Source organism: Streptomyces sp. NPDC006516 (assembly GCF_040611875.1).
Taxonomy (GTDB): domain Bacteria; phylum Actinomycetota; class Actinomycetes; order Streptomycetales; family Streptomycetaceae; genus Streptomyces.
The window spans coordinates 665,811-683,282 of sequence record NZ_JBEXPD010000001.1; the positions used below are offsets into that span (position 1 = coordinate 665,811).

Genomic DNA, 17,472 nt, shown 5'->3' on the forward strand with positions numbered 1-17,472 from the left:
CGACCACGCGGCGGTGACTTCAGGCCTGGACCTCGGCCCAGAAGCCGAAGAGCCTCGCGAAGCCTGCCCGCACGGCTCCACGCCGTGTCAGCACGGACCGGTCGACCCCGGTGAAGAGGACCGCGAGGGTGATGTCGGCGGGCAGGACCCGGCCCGCCGCCCGCACGGTGACCCTCCGGCCGCTCCCGATGCCCGACCGCCGCACCGTGACGACGGCCCCGGGGTCCTCGGAATCCGCCCGCCGCGACAACTCGTACGCCCGGCGGTTGATCGCCTTCAGCCGGTAACGGTCACCCAGATACGTCATACGAAGGGACCGGCCCCGGTGGGTGAGCGCCCACCGGCTCCGGCTCATCCGCACGAGCCCGTCACCGACACGGAGCGTCGAACCGTTGATGGTCGGCATCGAGACGACCTCCGTGTGCAGCCCGCGCGTCTCGTACACGGCCGTGGGTATCAGGCCACCGCGCACCTCCGTGACCAACGCGTGCGTCTGCCTGTCGGCCGGGTGAACCACCCGGATCTCGCCGAACTCGGGGGAGGTCCCCTGCCAGCCCGACTGCTCGGGTGGGGCCTGGCGTCCCGCCTTCACACAGGTGAGCGTGAACGGGCTGATCGTCGTGTGCATCTCTCTCCCTCGTCGGACGAACGGGCCGAGGGCGCGGAGACGGCAGGACCGCCGGGCGCGCCCCGGGTGACCGCCCGTCAGCTTCCCCTACGCGGCGGTGCCGTCCTGCCGTCGCCCCCCGGGGAGCGGTGCGCCCGGCATGCGGAAGGCCCGCCTCCCGGTACGGGAAGCGGGCCTCTGCGACGGCGGTTCGGGTCAGACCGAACGGAACGCCAGCACGACGTTGTGACCGCCGAAGCCGAACGAGTTGTTGATCGCGGCGATCGAACCCTCCGGCAGCGCACGCGGTTCACCGCGCACGACGTCGGCCTCGATCGCCTCGTCGAGGTCGTCGACGTTGATGGTCGGCGGGGCCGTCCGGTGGTGCAGGGCCAGCACGGTCGCCACGGTCTCGATACCGCCCGCGCCACCGAGGAGATGACCCGTCATGGACTTCGTGGCGGAGATCGCGACGTGGTCCAGGTCGTCGCCGAGCACGGCACGCAGCGCCTTGATCTCGGCGATGTCACCCTGCGGGGTGGAGGTGGCGTGCGCGTTCAGGTGCACGACCTCCGACGGCTTGAGATCCGTGGAGTCCAGCAGGTTCTGCATCGCGGCGGCGATGCCGCGCCCCGTGGGCTCGGGCTGCGCGATGTGGTGGGCGTCGGCGGACAGGCCCTGGCCCAGCACCTCGCAGTAGACCTGGGCGCCCCGGGCGGCGGCGTGCTCGGCCGACTCCAGGATGACGACGCCGGCGCCCTCACCGAGGACGAAGCCGTCGCGGCCCGTGTCGTACGGGCGCGAGGCCTTCTCGGGCTCGTCGTTGCTCTTGGACATCGCCATCATGTTGGCGAAGGCGGCGATCGGCAGCGGGTGGATGGCCGCCTCGGTGCCACCGGCGACGACCACGTCGGCACGGCCGGTGCGGATCATCTCGACGGCGTAACCGATGGCCTCGGCACCCGACGCGCAGGCGGAGACCGGGGTGTGGACACCGGCCTGGGCGTTGACCTCCAGGCCGACGTTGGCCGCCGGGCCGTTGGGCATGAGCATGGGAACGGTGTGCGGGGAGACGCGGCGTACGCCCTTCTCCTTCAGCACGTCGTACTGGTCGAGCAGGGTGATCACGCCGCCGATGCCGGAGGCGATGACCGAACCCAGACGCTCGGGCTGGATCTTGTCGTCCTCACCGGCCTTGCCGGTGAAGCCCGCGTCGGCCCACGCCTCGCGAGCGGCGATCAGCGCGAACTGCGCCGAGCGGTCCAGCTTGCGGGCGAGCGGACGGGGGAGGACCTCGCCGGGGTCGACGGCCGCGAGGGCGGCGATCCGGACGGGCAGTTCGGCGAAACGTTCGCCCTCGAGAGGCTTGACGCCGGAACGGCCGGCCATCAGACCTTCCCAGGTCGATGCGGAGTCGCCACCCAGCGGAGTGGTTGCGCCGATACCGGTGACGACCACGGTGCGATTGGTCGGGCTCACTGGAAAATCTTCTCCACGTGTAGAGGGTCGTGAATCAGCGGCGCCACCGCCGGGTGGCGACACACGGGACGGGCCGGGATCAGCCCTGGTGCTTCAGGATGTAGTCGGCGGCGTCGCCGACCGTCTTGAGGTTCTTGACGTCCTCGTCGGGGATCTTGACGTCGAAGCGCTCCTCGGCGGCGACGACGACCTCGACCATGGACAGCGAGTCGACGTCCAGGTCGTCGGTGAAGGACTTGTCCAGCTGGACGTCCTCGACCGGGATACCGGCGATCTCGTTGACGATCTCGGCGAGACCGGTGACGATCTCTTCCTGAGTGGCGGCCATGTTGGCGCTCCTTCGATGTGTTTCTGCAGGGGTTCGGGCGTCCGGACCGAAAGGTCCGGTGTGCCTAGGGGAGGGTAACGACCGTCGCGGCGTAGACGAGACCCGCCCCGAAGCCGATGATGAGCGCCGTGTCGCCGCTCTTGGCCTGGCCGGTCGCCAGGAGCCGCTCCATCGCGAGCGGAATCGAGGCGGCCGACGTGTTGCCGGTGGTTTCCACGTCACGCGCGACCGTGACGTGCTCCGGCAGCTTGAGCGTCTTCACCATCGAGTCGATGATCCGCATGTTGGCCTGGTGCGGAATGAAGACATCCAGGTCTTCCGGGGCGATCCCGGCCGCTTCCAGCGCCTGCTGGGCGACCTTCGCCATCTCGAAGACGGCCCAGCGGAAGACCGCCTGGCCCTCCTGCGTGATGGCCGGGAACTTGACCTCGCCCCGCTCGTTGAGCGGCAGATTCGAGACGTCTCCGATGTGGAAGTCGTTCCACGCGACGGTCTGCTTGATCGTCTCGGACTTGTCGCCCTCGGAGCCCCAGACCGTGGGGCCGATGTTCGGCTCCTGCGACGGACCGACCACGACGGCGCCCGCGCCGTCGCCGAACAGGAAGGCCGTCGCGCGGTCCTCCAGGTCAGTGAGGTCGCTGAGCCGCTCGACACCGATGACGAGTACGTACTCCGCCGAGCCCTCGACGATCATGCCCTTGGCGAGCGTGAGGCCGTAGCCGAAGCCGGCGCAGCCGGCGGAGATGTCGAAGGCGGCGGGCTTGCCCGCGCCGATCCGGTGCGCGATGTCCGTCGCGACGGCGGGGGTCTGCTTGAAGTGCGAGACGGTGGAGACGATGACTCCGCCGATCTGCTCAGGGGTGATCCCGGCGTCCGCGATCGCCTTGCCGGAAGCCTCCACCGACATCATCGACACGGTCTCCTCGTCGGAGGCCCAGTGGCGCGTGGCGATACCGGAGCGGGAGCGGATCCACTCGTCGGACGAGTCGATCGTCTCGAGGATCACCTCGTTGGGCACGACACGGGTCGGGCGGTAGCCGCCGACACCGATGATCCGTGCGTACGGGGCGCCCTTGCTGGGCTTGATCTTCGACATGCTCTCGGGCTCCTCAGGCGCCTGCGTGCTCGGAGATGAGCGCGCGGGCCGCGTCTAGGTCGTCGGGGGTCTTGAGCGCGAGGGTCCGCACACCGGGCAGCGCGCGCTTGGCGAGCCCGACGAGGGTGCCACCGGGCGCGGCCTCGATGAGGGCCGTGACGCCGAGCTCCTTGAAGGTCTCCATGCACAGGTCCCAGCGGACCGGGTTGGCGACCTGGCCGACGAGCCGGGAGATGACCTCGCTGCCGTCGGAGACCGTCTTCCCGTCGGCGTTCGACACGTACGTCACCTTCGGGTCGGTGACGGTCAGCTCGGTGGCGGCGGCACGCAGCTTCTCCACGGCCGGGGCCATGTGGTGCGTGTGGAAGGCGCCTGCGACCTTGAGCGGCACCACGCGGCGCACACCCTCGGGCATGTCCTCGGTCAGCGCGGCGATCTGGGCCGCGGTGCCGGCGGCGACGATCTGGCCGCCCCCGTTGACGTTGGCCGGGGTGAGCCCCAGCTTCTCCAGGTGCGGGACGGTGACCTCGGGGTCCCCCCCGAGGAGCGCGGCCATGCCCGTCTCCGTGACCGCGGCGGCCTCGGCCATGCCGAGCCCCCGGGTACGGACGAAGCGCAGCGCGGCCTCGTGACCGATGACGCCGGCGAGCGCGGCGGCGGTGATCTCACCGACGCTGTGGCCCGCGACGACGGCGGGTGAGGCGTCCAGAGCGGTGGCCGAGAGGAGACCCGCGGCGACCAGCAGCGGCTGCGCCACCGCCGTGTCGCGGATCTCGTCCGCATCGGCCTTCGTGCCGTAGTGGGCAAGGTCGAGCCCGATGGCGTCGGACCATCCAGCGACGCGGTCTGCGGCACCGGGGAGTTCGAGCCAGGGAGTCAGGAAGCCGGGCGTCTGAGCGCCTTGGCCGGGAGCGACGAGTACGAGCACCCTCACACTCTCTCTTGTGGACGGCCCTGGACGCCCGTGGGGACAGGGACGAAGAACCGTCAGGGGAATTGTTGAAGTTCGACAAAAGTCTAGGACTGGGTGTCACCGGCGGCCAAGCGCCCCAGGATGAGGGCGATCCGCAGCGTGAACGCGGAACGGACGTCGGAAGGTGACCATCCGGTGACGTCGGTCACACGTCGCAGCCGGTAGCGCACGGTATTGGGGTGCACGAAAAGCATCCGGGCCGCGCCCTCGAGGCTGCTCGCTTGCTCCAGATACACACTCAGCGTCTCCAGAAGTGCCGAACCCGCTTCTTCGAGCGGTCTGTAGATCTCCTCCACCAGCTGATCGCGCGCGGCAGGGTCGCCGGCCATCGCGCGCTCAGGAAGGAGATCGTCCGACAGTACGGGGCGCGGAGCGTCCTGCCACGCCGAACAGGCTCTGAGACCGGCCGCCGCGGCCTGTGCGGACCGGGTGGCCGCCAGCAGGTCCGGGACCACGGGACCGGCGACGACGGGGCCGGCCGCATAGGGTCCGATCAGCGACTTCGCGACGCTCAGGGGGTTGTCGCTGCCCCCTGCGATCACCACCAGGCGGTGGCCGAGCACCCCGGTCAGCACCTGGAGCTTTGCGTGTCTGGCCGCCCGCCGGATGGCCTCCACGGTGAGCTCGCTGTCCCCGTCGGGAGCCGTGCCGAGCACGACGCACACATGTTCGGGGGAGTTCCAGCCGAGCGCGGCGGCCCGGGAGACGGCACCCTCGTCGGCCTCGCCCGAGAGCACGGCGTTCACCACGAGCGACTCCAGGCGGGCGTCCCACGCGCCCCGGGCCTCGGCGGCCTGCGCGTAGACCTGCGCGGTCGCGAAGGCGATCTCGCGCGCGTAGACGAGCAGCGCCTCGCGCAGCACCGACTCGTCGCCCGGCGCCGCGACCTCCTCGATCGCGGCCTCCATGACCTCGATCGTCGTACGCACCATCTCGACGGTCTGCCGCAGGGTGATCGCCCTCGTCAGCTCGCGCGGAGCCGTGCCGAACACGTCGGTGGAGATCGCCTGCGGTGTCTCCGGGTAGCGGAACCACTCGGTGAACGCGGCGATACCGGCCTGGGCGACCAGGCCGATCCAGGACCGGTTCTCCGGTGGCATGGCCCGGTACCACGGCAGCGTCTCGTCCATACGTGCGATGGCGTTGGCGGCCAGCCGGCCGGAGGACTGCTCCAGCCGTTTCAGGGTCGCGGCGTGGAGGTGGGCGGCATGCGTGGCGGGCTGCTCAGGATCGGGTCGGGGCACGGACACAAGACTGCCTTATCCGGGCAGGTGCCCGGAGGGGTGGGGCGGCAGGTCGCCCGACGGAGATACCGTGTGGGCGTGATGGACGTACGCCGCTCCGGCGACCGCTTCCGCGGCGGGGACCCGGCCACGGGTGAATCCGCGGGCATCGAGACGCTGCACGCGTTCTCCTTCGGGCGGTTCTACGACCCGGACAATCTGCGCTTCGGGCCGATCCTCGCCTGCAACGAGGAGCGCCTCGCCCCCGGTGCCGGCTTCGACGAGCATCCGCACAGCCACACGGAGATCGTCACCTGGGTCGTGGAGGGCGAGCTCACCCACCGCGACTCGGCCGGCCACGCCACCGTCGTGCGCGCAGGTGACGTCCAGCACCTCAGTTCGGCGGCCGGGGTGCGGCACGTCGAGCGCAACGACGGGGACCGGCCGCTCACCTTCGTCCAGATGTGGCTGGCTCCCCTGGAGCCCGGTGGGGAGCCCTCGTACACCCACGTCGCGGGGACAGCCGGCTCCACCCCATACGCCCTGCCCGAGGCCGCCGCGATGCTGCACGTGCGCCGCGGGTCCGAGGGCGAGCGCATCGCCGTGCCGGACGCTGCGGGCGTCTACGTCCACGTCGTGCGGGGAGAGGTGCGCCTCGACGGGGAAGTGCTGGGGCCGGGGGACTCGGCGCGGATCACGGAGGCCGGCGGCCTGGAGCTGATGGCGCTGCGGGACACCGAGGTGCTGATGTGGGAGCTCGGCGCGATGTGAGGCGGCGGGCCGGGGCAGGGTCCACCGGCGGGCGGCGCGGATCACCGGTGCCTCTCCAGCAGACCCAGTTCGAGCGCCTTGACCACGGCGTGCGTGCGGTCGCTGACGTCGAGCTTGGCGAACATGCGCAGCAGATGCGTCTTCACCGTGGCCTCCGTGATGACCAGCCGCCGGCCGATCTCCACGTTCGACAATCCGTCGGCGACCGCGCCCAGCACGTCCACCTCCCGCCTCGTCAGGGCCACCGGGGCGGGCCTCCGCATCCGGGCCACCAGGCGGGCCGCGACACGCGGGGCCAGGACGGTCTCGCCACGGGACGCGGAGTGGACGGCGTCCACCAGCTGCTCGCGGGTGGCGTCCTTGAGGAGGTAGCCGATGGCCCCGGCCTCGACGGCACGCTCGATCTCCGCGTCGGTCTCGTACGTGGTCAGGATCAGCACCCGGGTCCGTGTGGGCCCGCCGACGATCTCCGCGGTGGCACTCGTCCCGTCGAGGACGGGCATCCGCAGGTCCATCAGCACCACGTCGGGCTCCAGCCGTTCGACGAGACCGACCGCCGCCCGGCCGTCCTCCGCCTCGCCGACGATCCCGATGGTGGGTTCGTCGGCCAGCAGGGCGACGACCCCGGCGCGCATCACCGTGTGGTCGTCCGCCACGACGACGCGCAGTCTGTTCCGTGCCGTGGTGCCGTTCGTCATGTCAGACCTGCCCGCCGGTGGGAATCATGGCCAGGACGCGGGTGCCGTCGCCGACCGAACTGGTGACGTCGAGCTCGCCCCCGAGCTCGGCGAGGCGCTTGCGCATGCCGTTCAGCCCGAAGCCGTGGGAGTCCTCGGTCACGAAGCCGCGGCCGTCATCGGTGATCTCCAGCCCCACCGCGTACGGATGCTCGGTGAGGACCACCTCCACGGTGGAGGCCGCCGCGTGTTTGCGTACGTTGGCGAGCGACTCCTGGGTACAGCGCAGGAGGGCGATCCGGGTCTGCTGGTCGCAGGCGACGTCCGGCAGTTCGGCCGTGACGCGGATCCCGGTGTCCTCGGTGAACCGGTCCAGGGTCCGGCGCAGGGCCGCCGCCACCGAGCCGGGAGCGACGCCGCCGGCCGGGGCGGCACCGACGAGGACCCGTGCCTCCGCGAGGTTCTCGCGGGCGGTGTTCTCGATCGCCAGCAGGTGTTTCGCGCTCCTGACGGGATCGGTGGCCAGGCCGGACCGCGCCGCCTCCGCCAGCGCGACGATGGAGGCGAAGCCCTGGGCGAGCGTGTCGTGAATCTCGCGGGCGAGCCGTTCCCGCTCGTCCGCCACCCCCTGGCGGTGGTGCGCCTCGGCCAACCGGACCCGGGCCTCCTCCAGTTCGGCCCGCAGCCGGCGGGCGCGCTCGTCGCCGTCCCCGGCGATGCGGCGCATCACCAGACCGGCCAGCACCCCCACCGCGTAACCGACCAGGGTGAAGACGACGTTGCCGGTGAGGAACTGACCGCTCCAGCCCTGCCGTACGAGGTTCCCGGCCACCACCGCACCGGCGGCGAGGCCGCTGAGGGCGATCGCGGCACGCGCGCTGGGGGTGTAGATCCAGAAGTGCGGCAGCGTCACCACGAACAGGGCCGCGCTGCCGTCGAGCAGGTACGACATCGCGCCGAGGCCCGCGACCAGGACGTACAGGTACGGGCGGGGCCGCAGGACGGGATTGCCGGGGAACAGCCCCACCGAGCCGTAGGACAGGGCGAGCACGGCCAGCAGCGCCAGCACCGGGTACCGGGTCGCGTCCGGTGCGTCCGCGACCGCGATGGCCGGCGGTACGACGCCCAGCAGCACCCAGAAGACGGTGTTCCACCGGTGCAGCGACGGTACGGTCAACTCGATGTCGGGATGCGGCCGTTGATACACCGCGTCAGCCTACTTCCGCCAGGGGCCCCGTGGCAGGAGTCTCGCTCCGCCCCGGACCGCCCCGCGCGGGGCGGAGCGGCCACCACGCACGCTCGCCGAGGAGCAGCAGGGCCGACGGCAGGACCATGAGCCGGACGATCACGGCGTCGAGCAGGACGGCCGCCGCCAGGCAGAAGCCCATCTGCTTCATCTCGGTCAGGTGCAGTGCCACGAACCCGCCGAACACCGTCACCATCACGATCGCCGCGCTGGTCACCACCTTGGCCGACCGGTTGAGGCCCTCCAGCACCGCCTCCCGGGGGGACATCCCGTTCTGCCTGGCCTCCTGGATCCGGCTGACGACGAACACCTGGTAGTCCATCGACAGCCCGAACAGGATCACCACGAGGAACAGCGGCACCCGGGACGCGATCGCGCCCAGACTGTCGAAGGCCAGCAGGTCCTGGGCCCACGTCCCCTGGAAGACCAGGACGAGCAGGCCGAGCGAGGCGCCGGCGGACAGCAGGTTGAGTACGACGCCGATGACACCCAGGACCACCGAGCGGAACGCCCAGACGGTCATCAGGAAGGTCATCAGCAGCAGGAACCCGATCACCAGCGGCAGTTTGTCGCTCTCGTGGGCCACGTAGTCGCGGCCCCGCGCCACGTCTCCGCTCACCCCCGTCTCCACGCCGCTCAGAAGGCCGACCGTCGCGGGGATGTGGTCCTGGCGGAGGTGGGCCAGCGACTCGATCGCCTCGGCGGAGGGTGCGGGGTGCGGGACCGCGAGCTCCAGCACGCTGATCCGGCCGTCGGACGACGTGCGTACCGCCGGCTCCGGATCCTCGGCGAACAGCGGATCGGCCTGGGCACGATGTCCGAGGTCCTCCAGAGCCTGCCTCACCTGGGCGGCGTGCTTCGGGTCGGAGCGGGTGACGACCTCGTGCTTGACGAGCAGTTCGGGGAAGCTTTCGGTCAGCCGGTCGTAGACCTGCATGGCGGGGATGTCACGGGAGAAGGTGTCCTTGCCGGGGTCGATGAGCTTCAGGCCGAGGGCGGGCGCGGCCAGCCCGAGCATCACGAGGACCGACAGGCACAGGGTGAGGGCGGGCCGGGTCCGTGCGGGCTTCAGGAGGGCGGTGAACACGCGCCCGGTCTCCGGCTTCGGGGCCGGTGCCGGCTCACCGCGCTTCGCCCGGCGGGCGGCTCTGCGCGGCGCAAGCCGCTCGCTCTGGCGGCCGATCTTCACCAGCAGCGCGGGGAGCACGGTGAGCGAGCTGGCCACGGCGACGGCCACGACGAGTATGGTGCCGGTCGCCAGCGAGGAGAAGATGACGTCCGTGGCCAGGTACAGGGTGGCCGTGGACACGATGACGGCGAGACCGGAGACGACGATGGCCCGGCCCGCGGTCGCCGCGGCCAGCTCGACGAGGGCCTCCGAGCTGAGCCGGCCTCCCGCGCGGGCCCGCTCCTCGCGTTCACGCTTCAGGTAGAAGAGCGTGTAGTCGACGCCCACCGCCAGACCGATCAGCAGGATGAGGTTCATCCCGACCCCGGAGTCGGGCATCACGTGCGAGGCGACCATGGACAGCCCGATCGCCGCGGCGATCGAGGAGAGCGCCAGGAGCAGCGGAACACCCGCCATGATCACCGAACCGAAGACGACCAGCAGTGTGATCACGGTGACGGGCAGACTGATGCGCTCGGAGAGCGCCAGGTCCTCCCCGCGCTGGTCGTTGACGCCCTTGCTGATCGCCGGAGAGCCGGTCTCCTCCACGATCACGCCAGGGTGGCTCCTGCCCACCGCCGCGGTCTGCTCCAGGAGCGGTACGACGTTCTGCCTGCCCTTCAGCTCGGGGCCGTTCATCACCACCGACACCAGGAGGGCCTTGCCGTCCTTCGAGCGGACGGGAGCCGCGACGCTCTTCACCTCGGGCAGGGCGCGCATCCGTCCGGTCACGTCCTGGGCCGCCTTTTCGGCCTCGGGCATGTCCAGCTGTCCCGACCGGGCGCGTATCAGGATCCGTTCGGTGGGTTCGCGTTGCAGGCCTCCTTCGGTCGCCATCGCCTCGGCGCGTCCCGCCTCACCGACCCAGAAGTCCTCGGTGGTGGCTTCCCGGGTGCCGACCGTGATGCCGGCCACGAGGCACAGGACGACGAACGCGAACCATCCGGCTATCGCGCGCCCGGCGTGCCGGGCGCTCCATCGGGCCATCCGTACGTGGAGTTGTCTCATGCCCGAAAGCCTGGCCGGAGAGGGGACTTGGGCGGCACGCCCGGCCGGTTGAACCTCTTGTCCACCGGCCGGTGGACAAGAGGGGTGGGGCTACCTGCCGGGAAGGCCGCCTGACGACGGCCTTCCCGGCCGGGTCACTCGGCCTTCAGGTCGTTCGCGATCATGGACGTGGTGGAAGCCAGACGGCTGATGCCCTTCTGTACCTCGCGTATGCCGGCGGAGGCCCGGGGCTGGTCGCCCGGGTGCCTCGCCCGGATGCCTCAGGGCCGACGGTGCAGTGCCTCGGAACCCGCGTACCGGGCGCTGTCGCCCAGTTCCTCCTCGATGCGGATGAGCTGGTTGTACTTCGCCGTGCGGTCGGAGCGGGACAGCGATCCGGTCTTGATCTGGCCGCAGCCCGTCGCCACGGCCAGGTCCGCGATCGTCGTGTCCTCGGTCTCTCCCGAGCGGTGCGACATGACCACGGTCCAGCCCGCCCGGTGGGCGGTGTCGACGGTGGCCAGGGCCTCCGTCAGGGTGCCGATCTGATTGACCTTCACCAGGACCGAGTTGGCGACGTCCGAGCGGATGCCCTCGCGCAGGATGGTCTCGTTCGTGCAGAACACGTCGTCGCCGGTGAGCTGGCAGCGGGCACCGACCCGCGCGGTCAGGTCCCGCCACCCGTCGAGATCGTCCTCGGCCATCGGGTCCTCGATCGACACGATCGGGTAGGCGTCGATCAACTTGACCAGGTAGTCCGCCTGTTCGGCGGACGTGCGTCGGACGCCCTCACCGGTGTAGTCGTAGACGCCGTCGCGGAAGAACTCGGACGTGGCCGGGTCCATGACCAGGCCGATGTCCGTGCCAGGCCGGTACCCCGTGCGTTCGACGGCGGCCATGACGAAGTCGAGGGCCTCCTCGGCGGTGCGGAGGGCGGGTGCGAAGCCGCCCTCGTCACCCACGCCGGTGGAGTGCCCGGCGGCCAGCAGGTCGCGGCGCAGGGTGTGGAAGATCTCCGAGCCCATCCGCACGGCCTCGGCGAAGGTCTCCGCGCCGATCGGAGCGATCATGAACTCCTGGAAGTCCAGCGGGTTGTCGGCGTGCGCACCCCCGTTGACGATGTTCATCATCGGCACGGGCAGCAGCCGGGCGCCGGAGCCGCCGAGGTAGCGGTAGAGCGGCAGGCGGTGGGCGGCGGCCGCGGCCTTGGCGGAGGCCAGGGAGACCCCGAGGATCGCGTTGGCGCCGAGCCTGGACTTGGTGGGGGTGCCGTCCGTCGCGACGAGGGCGGCGTCGAGGCCGGCCTGGTCCTCGGCCTCGCGGCCGATGGCGGCTGCCGCGAGCTCCGTGTTGACGTGGCGTACCGCCTGGTCGACGCCCTTGCCGTGCCAGCGGGCCGGGTCGCCGTCGCGGAGTTCGACGGCCTCGCGGGCGCCGGTCGAAGCTCCGGAGGGGACTGCGGCCCTGCCGATGGATCCGTCCGCGAGCCGCACGTCCACTTCGACGGTGGGGTTGCCCCTGCTGTCGAGGACGCGGCGGCCGGTGACGGAAGTGATGGCGGTCATGGGAGACCTTCCCGTTCGCATGCGTGCCGGGGTCCGGCTGCGGCAACGGTGGCGCTGAACCCGGCATCGAAAACTCTACAGCAATGCTGTTCAGTTGCGCTGTTCAGTTGCGCTGTTCAGTTGGGCTGTTCAGTCATGCTGTGCAGTTCTGCCGGTTGAGTGCGCTGCGTTAAAGTTCGGTATGCCCCTTCCGGAATCCACCGCCGTCGCGGCCGAGCTGCGTACCGCGATGGGAAAGCTCACGCGGCGCGTGAAGCTCGAGGACCAGATGCCACTGGGGCAGGTGGCCGTCCTCGGTGCGCTGGACCGCAGTGGTGCGATGACGACCAGCGATCTGGCGGCCGACCAGCGGGTGCGCCCCCAGTCCATGGCCCGAGCCGTCGGGCTGCTCATGGATCAGGGGCTGATCACACGTCGTGCGCATCCGACCGACGGCCGTAAGAGCCTGGTCGAGCTCTCCTCCGCGGGGCATGCGCTCCTGGAGGAGGAGCGGGAGCGCAGGGCGGACTGGCTCGCGCGGGCGATCGACGCGGAACTGACCGAAGAGGAACGGGAGTTGCTGGCGCGGGCGATCGGCCTGGTGGAGCGGCTCGCGGCGCACTGAGCGGTGCCCCGTCATCGATCACAGGCGGATTTGTCTGGGCGGATCGGGCTCGGTGAGGTGCTGTCGGTGGCTGCTTCTACTGTTGCCTCATGGGGAACTACTTTCAGACCGTCGTCGACCTCGACGCCACGCAAGCGGACGCCCGCACACTGGCAGACAGCGGACTCGACTGGCTGGTCAGGGAGGGGATAGTCCGGGCCGAACTCACCGACTGTGTTCTCGGGGCGCCGTCGGGGTATCCGCCCGGTCTCTCCTGGGCCAAGGCGGTCGGTCAGGAGGACTGGGAGCCCAGCGACGGACTCAGGATCGAGACCAGCCGCACCGTGTTCAACTGCGGTCAGGGCGAACCCATGTTCGCGGTGTGCCCCCATTGTGCCGGGCGGGCGGATTTCTACACCGACCGGCTGGAGGAGATCGAGGGTGCGTGGGAACCCTTCGGTGAGGCCGTCGACGCCTGGAGCGACACAGGCAGCGCGGCAGTCGCCTGCCCGCATTGCCGGTGCTCCGGTGACCTGACCGCGTGGACCTGGTCGGATGGCTACTTCGCCTTCGGGTATCTCGGTTTCGAGTTCTGGGACTGGCCCGACTTCAGCCCCGGGTTCCTCGAAGGTCTCTCGCGCGCGCTCGGGGGGCATCGCACGGTTCTCGTGGCAGGCAAACTCTGAGGGAGCAGCAGGCCGGCGGGCACGGAGGCGTCGGAGGCTCGATCAAGCGGATCGACGTGGAGCTCACGGGCGTCCAGCTCTCCTGCCTCAGCCCTGCGCGGTGTCCGCGAGCTTGTCCAGCTCGCGCATCGCCTGGGCGTGCGCGCTCATCCGGCGGGTCACGGTGCCGATGGTGAACAGGGACCCGCCGGCGACCGAGACCGGTACGGACAGCCCGAGCACGCCCAGGACCTCCGGCCAGTCGCGCTCCTGCTGGCAGTAATCCCCGTGCCTCGTGCCGTCGTTGGCGGTGCTCCACTCGGTGAAGAGCCGGGACTCGCACTCGTCGGGATACTTGTCGTCCGGCTTCCGGTCCGCCGTGTACGGCGTCAGCAGCAGGACGCCCACCCAGACCCACAGAACCCCGGCCAGGGACAGCAGGACCAGTCCCCACGTGCGCATCCTTCCGGCCCGGTCGCGGAAGTCGAGGTCGAACTCACGTGATCGCATAGCGGCCGAATCTAGCGGAGCCCGTCCACGAGCGGCTCGTCGGGCAAGGCGGGGGAACGATCAGCTCGCGCGGCTCCGCAGCCAGTCGTCCAGGGTCGCGAAGTCCGCCTCGGTCAGGCCCTGCCATGCCTCGACCCGGTGCAGGAGCGCCGGGCCGGGGTGGTGCGCCTCCACCCAGGACCGGTCGATGTCCGTGATCTCGTCGTCGACCCAGGCGAAGGGGCGCCCGTCCGCCCATGCCACGAGCCCCGGAGTCTTCCAGTGCAGCCCGTCCGGCCCCTCGTCGAGCGGTGGATCCGGCCAGTTCACCACCGGCAGTTCCGGCAGCCCGAGCCACGGCGTGAGGTACGTGTTCGCGTCCGACATCCATGTCGTGGCCCACACCAGCTCGCAGGGCAGGGCCAGCAACCGGGAACCTTGGCCAGGGTTGACCCTGTTGACCAGCGGATTCGCGGCGGCTTCCCCGAGGCTGCGCCCCGCGTCGAAGACCGGATAGCCGTCCGGGAGCTGAGCCCGGGTCGCCCCGAAGGGGATGAGCGGGCCGTCGACGTCGAGGAAGAGAAGAGGGAGCCTGGTGCGGGTCACGCCTGCACGGTAGCTGCCCGTTTCTGTCCTCAAGGGCTCCGCCGACTCAGCGGAGCCCGTCCACGAACGCCTGCCAGGCAGCGGCACCCATGACGAGCACGGGCCCGGCCGGGTTCTTGCTGTCCCGCACGGGCACGGACGCGGGGCAGCCGTCGGCCACCTCGACGCAGTCGCCGCCGGTGCTTCCGCTGTACGAGGACTTCCGCCAGGCGGCGCCGCCGGTGACGGTGCACTCGACGCAGTCGCCGCCCGTGTTTCCGCTGTAGCTGGACTTACGCCACGGCGCGCTCTTCGAGTTCGGGCCGGTTGCCATAACGCTCCTCCATCACACGGGCGATCAGTGCCGCGGAGTCCTCGATAGAGAGGGCTGCGGCCTGCAAGTGAGCGTAACGGCGTGCAGCCTCCCTCACGGTCTCGGGGCTGGCCGTCATATGGCCGGAGATGAGGTCCTCCGTGTAGATCAGATCGGGGTCGTCGTCGAAACGAAGAGCATTGAACGATCCTGCCAAGCTTGAGTGTTCCCCCGCCGCGAACGGCAGCACCTGAATCCTCATCCACCGGTGCCGGGAGAAGTCCAACAAGCGGGCGAGTTGGTTCCGCATGACCTCGCGGCCACCGATCGGCCGGTGCAGCACGGCCTCGTCCAGAACCGCCCAGGCCAGGGGCGGCTGTTCACGCTCCAGGATGCGCTGGCGCTCCATCCTGGCCGCGACCTGACCGCTCAGGTCGTCGGGCATGCCGGTGGCCAGTACCGCCCGCGCGTACTCCTCCGTCTGCAACAGCCCGTAGACCAACTGCGCCTGGTACGTGGAGATGTATGTCGCCCGCGCCTCCATCTCCGCGTACGGCTGGAACCAGGTGGGGAGTTGGCTCCGCAGGACCAGGCCGACCAGGCGCGAGAACACCCCGTCCGTGCCGAGCGCGGCGTCCAGGCGCTCGGAGAAGTCGCGGGTCGGCACCTTCTTCGTCGTCTCGATCTGGCCGATCAGTGAGCCCGTACAGAAGATGATCTCGCCGAGCTGACCCTGCCGCAGCCCGTGGGCCTCGCGCTGGCGGCGTAGCTCCCAGCCGTAGTAGTCCAGAGGGGACGCGCTCGGGTCGAGTGACTGCACGTTGGCCACGGCGGGATGCCTCTCGCTCCAACGCCTGACGGCGTTCGTTTCAGGTCGTAGCCGAGAGTAATCAACGCACTGCACGCTGGTGACATGAATCACGTAACCGATACCCGGACCGGTGACCCCGAGGACGCGGTCTACCGTGCCGACCTCGCGATGGGCGAGCACTCCGCTCGTCATCTGCGCCGCATCCTGCGGCTGTACCTCACCGTCTGGCGCCTGGTCGAGGTGGCGGACGCGGCGGAGCTCGCGCTCACCGAGCTCATCGCCAATGTCGTACGGCACGTCCCGGGGCGTCGCTGCCAGACCCTGATCTATTACCTCCAGGAAGAAGGAGGCGTGCGGGTGGAGGTCGCGGACGCGTCGCCCCTGCTGCCCCACGCCGTCGCCGGGGCCCTGATGGACGAGGGCGGGCGGGGGCTGCTGCTGGTCGACGCCGTCACGGACGCCTGGGGCGTCGAGGAGCGGCGCGACGGGTGCGGGAAGACCGTGTGGTTCGAATGCTTCGGGCCGAGGGCGGCTCAGCGGGAGGCGCCGAGCTCCGAGAGGACGGCGTCGGTGAAGGGCGTCCAGACCTCGGCCGCCCACGGGCCGAACGCCCGGTCCGTCAGCGCGACGCAGGCCGCGCCCGCCACCGGGTCGATCCACAGGAACGTGCCGGACTGGCCGAAGTGGCCGAAGGTGGCCGGGGAGGAGGAGAGTCCGGTCCAGTGCGGTGACTTGGAGTCGCGGATCTCGAAGCCGAGGCCCCAGTCGTTGGGGTTCTGATGGCCGTAGCCGGGGAGCACGCCCTTGAGGCCGGGGTGCACGACGGTCTGCGCCTCCAGCACCGTACGCGGGTCGAGCAGGCGCGGGGCCTGCACCTCGGCGGCGAAGCGGACCAGGTCGTCCACGGTCGAGACGCCGTCCTTGGCCGGGGAGCCCTCCACCGTCGTCGAGGTCATGCCCAGGGGTTCCAGAACCGCCTGGCGCACGTACTCGGGGAAGGGGATCTCCGTGGCCTTCGCGATGTGGTCCCCGAGCACCTCGAAGCCCGCGTTCGAGTACAGCCTGCGGGTGCCGGGGGGTGCGGTCACCCGGTGCTCGTCGAAGGCCAGTCCGCTGGTGTGGGCGAGGAGATGGCGGACGGTCGAGCCCTCGGGACCCGCCGGTTCGTCCAGTTCGACCGCGCCCTCCTCGTAGGCCACCAGCGCCGCGTAGGCCGCGAGCGGCTTGGTGACCGAGGCCAGCGGGAAGCGGTGCGCGGTGGGACCATGGGTGGCCAGGAGCGTGCCGTCCGAGGTGACGACGGCGGCTGCCGCGGTGGGGACGGGCCAGTTCTCTATCATCGCCAGGCTCTGCATGCGTACGAGCCTAACGGGAACCCGAAAGCGAGATCGCCCTCGATATTGCTTGCTTGGAGTGCACTCCAACGTTCTAGCGTGGAGGACATGACGGTGATGGAGAGCATTTCCGCACGTACGGACACCTGCGCTTCGGCCCCGGAGGCGCACCCGCGCCCCGATGGCCAGGACCGCTACACCATCAGCGAGGTCGTCGCCTTCAGCGGGCTCACCGCCCACACACTGCGGTGGTACGAGCGGATCGGGCTCATGCCGCACATCGACCGCTCGCACACCGGGCAGCGCCGTTTCAGCAACCGGGACCTGGACTGGCTGGCCTTCATCGGCAAGCTCAGGCTGACCGGGATGCCGGTCGCCGACATGGTCCGCTACGCGGAGCTGGTCCGCGAGGGCGACCACACCTTCGCCGAACGGCAGGGGCTACTGGAGTCGACGCGGCGCGACGTGCAGACCCGGATCGCGGAACTCCAGGGGACCCTCGCCGTACTCGACTTCAAGATCGATTTCTATGGCGGCGCCCGCACGGCGCCGGAATCGGAAAGGGTCTGACC

At 70.5% G+C, this 17,472-nt stretch carries 19 protein-coding genes and 1 pseudogene; 5 read left to right on the forward strand and 15 right to left on the reverse strand.

The annotated features are described in order from the left end of the window. Nucleotides 1-19: 19 nt before the first annotated feature. The 6 genes from ABZY45_RS02860 to ABZY45_RS02885 all read right to left on the reverse strand — a co-directional run bounded on the left by ABZY45_RS02860 (nucleotide 20) and on the right by ABZY45_RS02885 (nucleotide 5,727). On the reverse strand, nucleotides 20-628 hold the full coding sequence (locus tag ABZY45_RS02860) for a hypothetical protein (RefSeq protein ID WP_356735412.1): 609 nt from the start codon (nucleotides 626-628) through the stop codon (nucleotides 20-22). A gap of 195 nt (nucleotides 629-823) precedes the next feature. Then, the gene (gene fabF, locus ABZY45_RS02865) at nucleotides 824-2,086 is read right to left on the reverse strand and encodes a beta-ketoacyl-ACP synthase II (RefSeq protein WP_356735414.1); all 1,263 of its coding nucleotides are present in this window, start codon (nucleotides 2,084-2,086) and stop codon (nucleotides 824-826) included. Nucleotides 2,087-2,165: 79 nt separating this feature from the next. Continuing rightward, nucleotides 2,166-2,414, reverse strand: coding sequence for an acyl carrier protein (locus ABZY45_RS02870; protein WP_014045780.1), 249 nt, complete (start codon nucleotides 2,412-2,414; stop codon nucleotides 2,166-2,168). 64 nt (nucleotides 2,415-2,478) lie between these two features. Next, nucleotides 2,479-3,510 (reverse strand): ketoacyl-ACP synthase III, encoded by a 1,032-nt coding sequence (locus tag ABZY45_RS02875; protein WP_356735416.1) that lies wholly within the window; start codon nucleotides 3,508-3,510, stop codon nucleotides 2,479-2,481. 13 nt (nucleotides 3,511-3,523) lie between these two features. Next, entirely contained in the window at nucleotides 3,524-4,438 is a 915-nt protein-coding gene (locus tag ABZY45_RS02880) for an ACP S-malonyltransferase (protein WP_356736560.1), read from the reverse strand. Nucleotides 4,439-4,527: 89 nt separating this feature from the next. Then, nucleotides 4,528-5,727, reverse strand: a complete 1,200-nt coding sequence (locus ABZY45_RS02885; protein ID WP_356735418.1) for a helix-turn-helix domain-containing protein — start codon at nucleotides 5,725-5,727, stop codon at nucleotides 4,528-4,530. A gap of 78 nt (nucleotides 5,728-5,805) precedes the next feature. Here ABZY45_RS02885 and ABZY45_RS02890 point away from each other — a divergent pair, with 78 nt between their 5' ends. Beyond that, on the forward strand, nucleotides 5,806-6,477 hold the full coding sequence (locus ABZY45_RS02890; RefSeq protein ID WP_356735420.1) for a pirin family protein: 672 nt from the start codon (nucleotides 5,806-5,808) through the stop codon (nucleotides 6,475-6,477). Between the two features lie 41 nt (nucleotides 6,478-6,518). Here the strand turns inward: ABZY45_RS02890 and ABZY45_RS02895 are convergent, their stop codons facing one another. The 4 genes from ABZY45_RS02895 to eno form a co-directional block, all read right to left on the reverse strand. Beyond that, the gene (locus ABZY45_RS02895) at nucleotides 6,519-7,175 is read right to left on the reverse strand and encodes a response regulator transcription factor (protein WP_356735422.1); all 657 of its coding nucleotides are present in this window, start codon (nucleotides 7,173-7,175) and stop codon (nucleotides 6,519-6,521) included. Between the two features lies 1 nt (nucleotide 7,176). Then, nucleotides 7,177-8,361, reverse strand: a complete 1,185-nt coding sequence (locus tag ABZY45_RS02900; RefSeq protein WP_356735424.1) for a sensor histidine kinase — start codon at nucleotides 8,359-8,361, stop codon at nucleotides 7,177-7,179. Nucleotides 8,362-8,365: 4 nt separating this feature from the next. Further along, nucleotides 8,366-10,576, reverse strand: coding sequence for an MMPL family transporter (locus ABZY45_RS02905; protein WP_356735426.1), 2,211 nt, complete (start codon nucleotides 10,574-10,576; stop codon nucleotides 8,366-8,368). Between the two features lie 260 nt (nucleotides 10,577-10,836). Then, nucleotides 10,837-12,120, reverse strand: coding sequence for a phosphopyruvate hydratase (gene eno / locus ABZY45_RS02910; RefSeq protein WP_356735428.1), 1,284 nt, complete (start codon nucleotides 12,118-12,120; stop codon nucleotides 10,837-10,839). Between the two features lie 181 nt (nucleotides 12,121-12,301). Here eno and ABZY45_RS02915 point away from each other — a divergent pair, with 181 nt between their 5' ends. After that, entirely contained in the window at nucleotides 12,302-12,724 is a 423-nt protein-coding gene (locus ABZY45_RS02915) for a MarR family transcriptional regulator (protein WP_356735430.1), read from the forward strand. Nucleotides 12,725-12,813: 89 nt separating this feature from the next. Further along, nucleotides 12,814-13,389 carry a hypothetical protein gene (locus ABZY45_RS02920; protein ID WP_356735432.1) on the forward strand — a complete coding sequence of 192 codons (576 nt, stop codon included), beginning with the start codon at nucleotides 12,814-12,816 and terminating at the stop codon, nucleotides 13,387-13,389. An 87-nt stretch (nucleotides 13,390-13,476) separates the two neighbouring features. Here the strand turns inward: ABZY45_RS02920 and ABZY45_RS02925 are convergent, their stop codons facing one another. Genes ABZY45_RS02925 through ABZY45_RS02940 form a run of 4 tightly spaced genes read right to left on the reverse strand, consistent with a single transcriptional unit; the run spans nucleotide 13,477 to nucleotide 15,584 of the window. Next, nucleotides 13,477-13,878, reverse strand: a complete 402-nt coding sequence (locus ABZY45_RS02925) for a hypothetical protein (protein ID WP_356735434.1) — start codon at nucleotides 13,876-13,878, stop codon at nucleotides 13,477-13,479. Nucleotides 13,879-13,938: 60 nt separating this feature from the next. Beyond that, entirely contained in the window at nucleotides 13,939-14,463 is a 525-nt protein-coding gene (locus ABZY45_RS02930) for a hypothetical protein (RefSeq protein WP_356735436.1), read from the reverse strand. Nucleotides 14,464-14,509: 46 nt separating this feature from the next. Next, on the reverse strand, nucleotides 14,510-14,776 hold the full coding sequence (locus tag ABZY45_RS02935) for a DUF397 domain-containing protein (protein WP_356735438.1): 267 nt from the start codon (nucleotides 14,774-14,776) through the stop codon (nucleotides 14,510-14,512). Beyond that, on the reverse strand, nucleotides 14,736-15,584 hold the full coding sequence (locus tag ABZY45_RS02940) for a helix-turn-helix transcriptional regulator (RefSeq protein ID WP_356735440.1): 849 nt from the start codon (nucleotides 15,582-15,584) through the stop codon (nucleotides 14,736-14,738). The genes ABZY45_RS02935 and ABZY45_RS02940 overlap by 41 nt, the downstream gene beginning before the upstream one ends. 84 nt (nucleotides 15,585-15,668) lie before the next feature. On the opposite strand from ABZY45_RS02940, the pseudogene ABZY45_RS02945 reads away from it, so the two are divergent. Next, nucleotides 15,669-16,082 (forward strand): annotated as a pseudogene (locus tag ABZY45_RS02945) (ATP-binding protein); the annotation flags it as partial. Between the two features lie 17 nt (nucleotides 16,083-16,099). On the opposite strand, the gene ABZY45_RS02950 reads toward ABZY45_RS02945, so the two are convergent. Beyond that, complete coding sequence (locus tag ABZY45_RS02950) at nucleotides 16,100-16,921, reverse strand: serine hydrolase domain-containing protein (protein WP_356735442.1); 822 nt, start codon at nucleotides 16,919-16,921, stop codon at nucleotides 16,100-16,102. Between the two features lie 87 nt (nucleotides 16,922-17,008). Here ABZY45_RS02950 and ABZY45_RS02955 point away from each other — a divergent pair, with 87 nt between their 5' ends. After that, the gene (locus ABZY45_RS02955; RefSeq protein WP_356735444.1) at nucleotides 17,009-17,470 is read left to right on the forward strand and encodes a MerR family transcriptional regulator; all 462 of its coding nucleotides are present in this window, start codon (nucleotides 17,009-17,011) and stop codon (nucleotides 17,468-17,470) included. The last annotated feature ends 2 nt before the right edge of the window (nucleotides 17,471-17,472 follow it).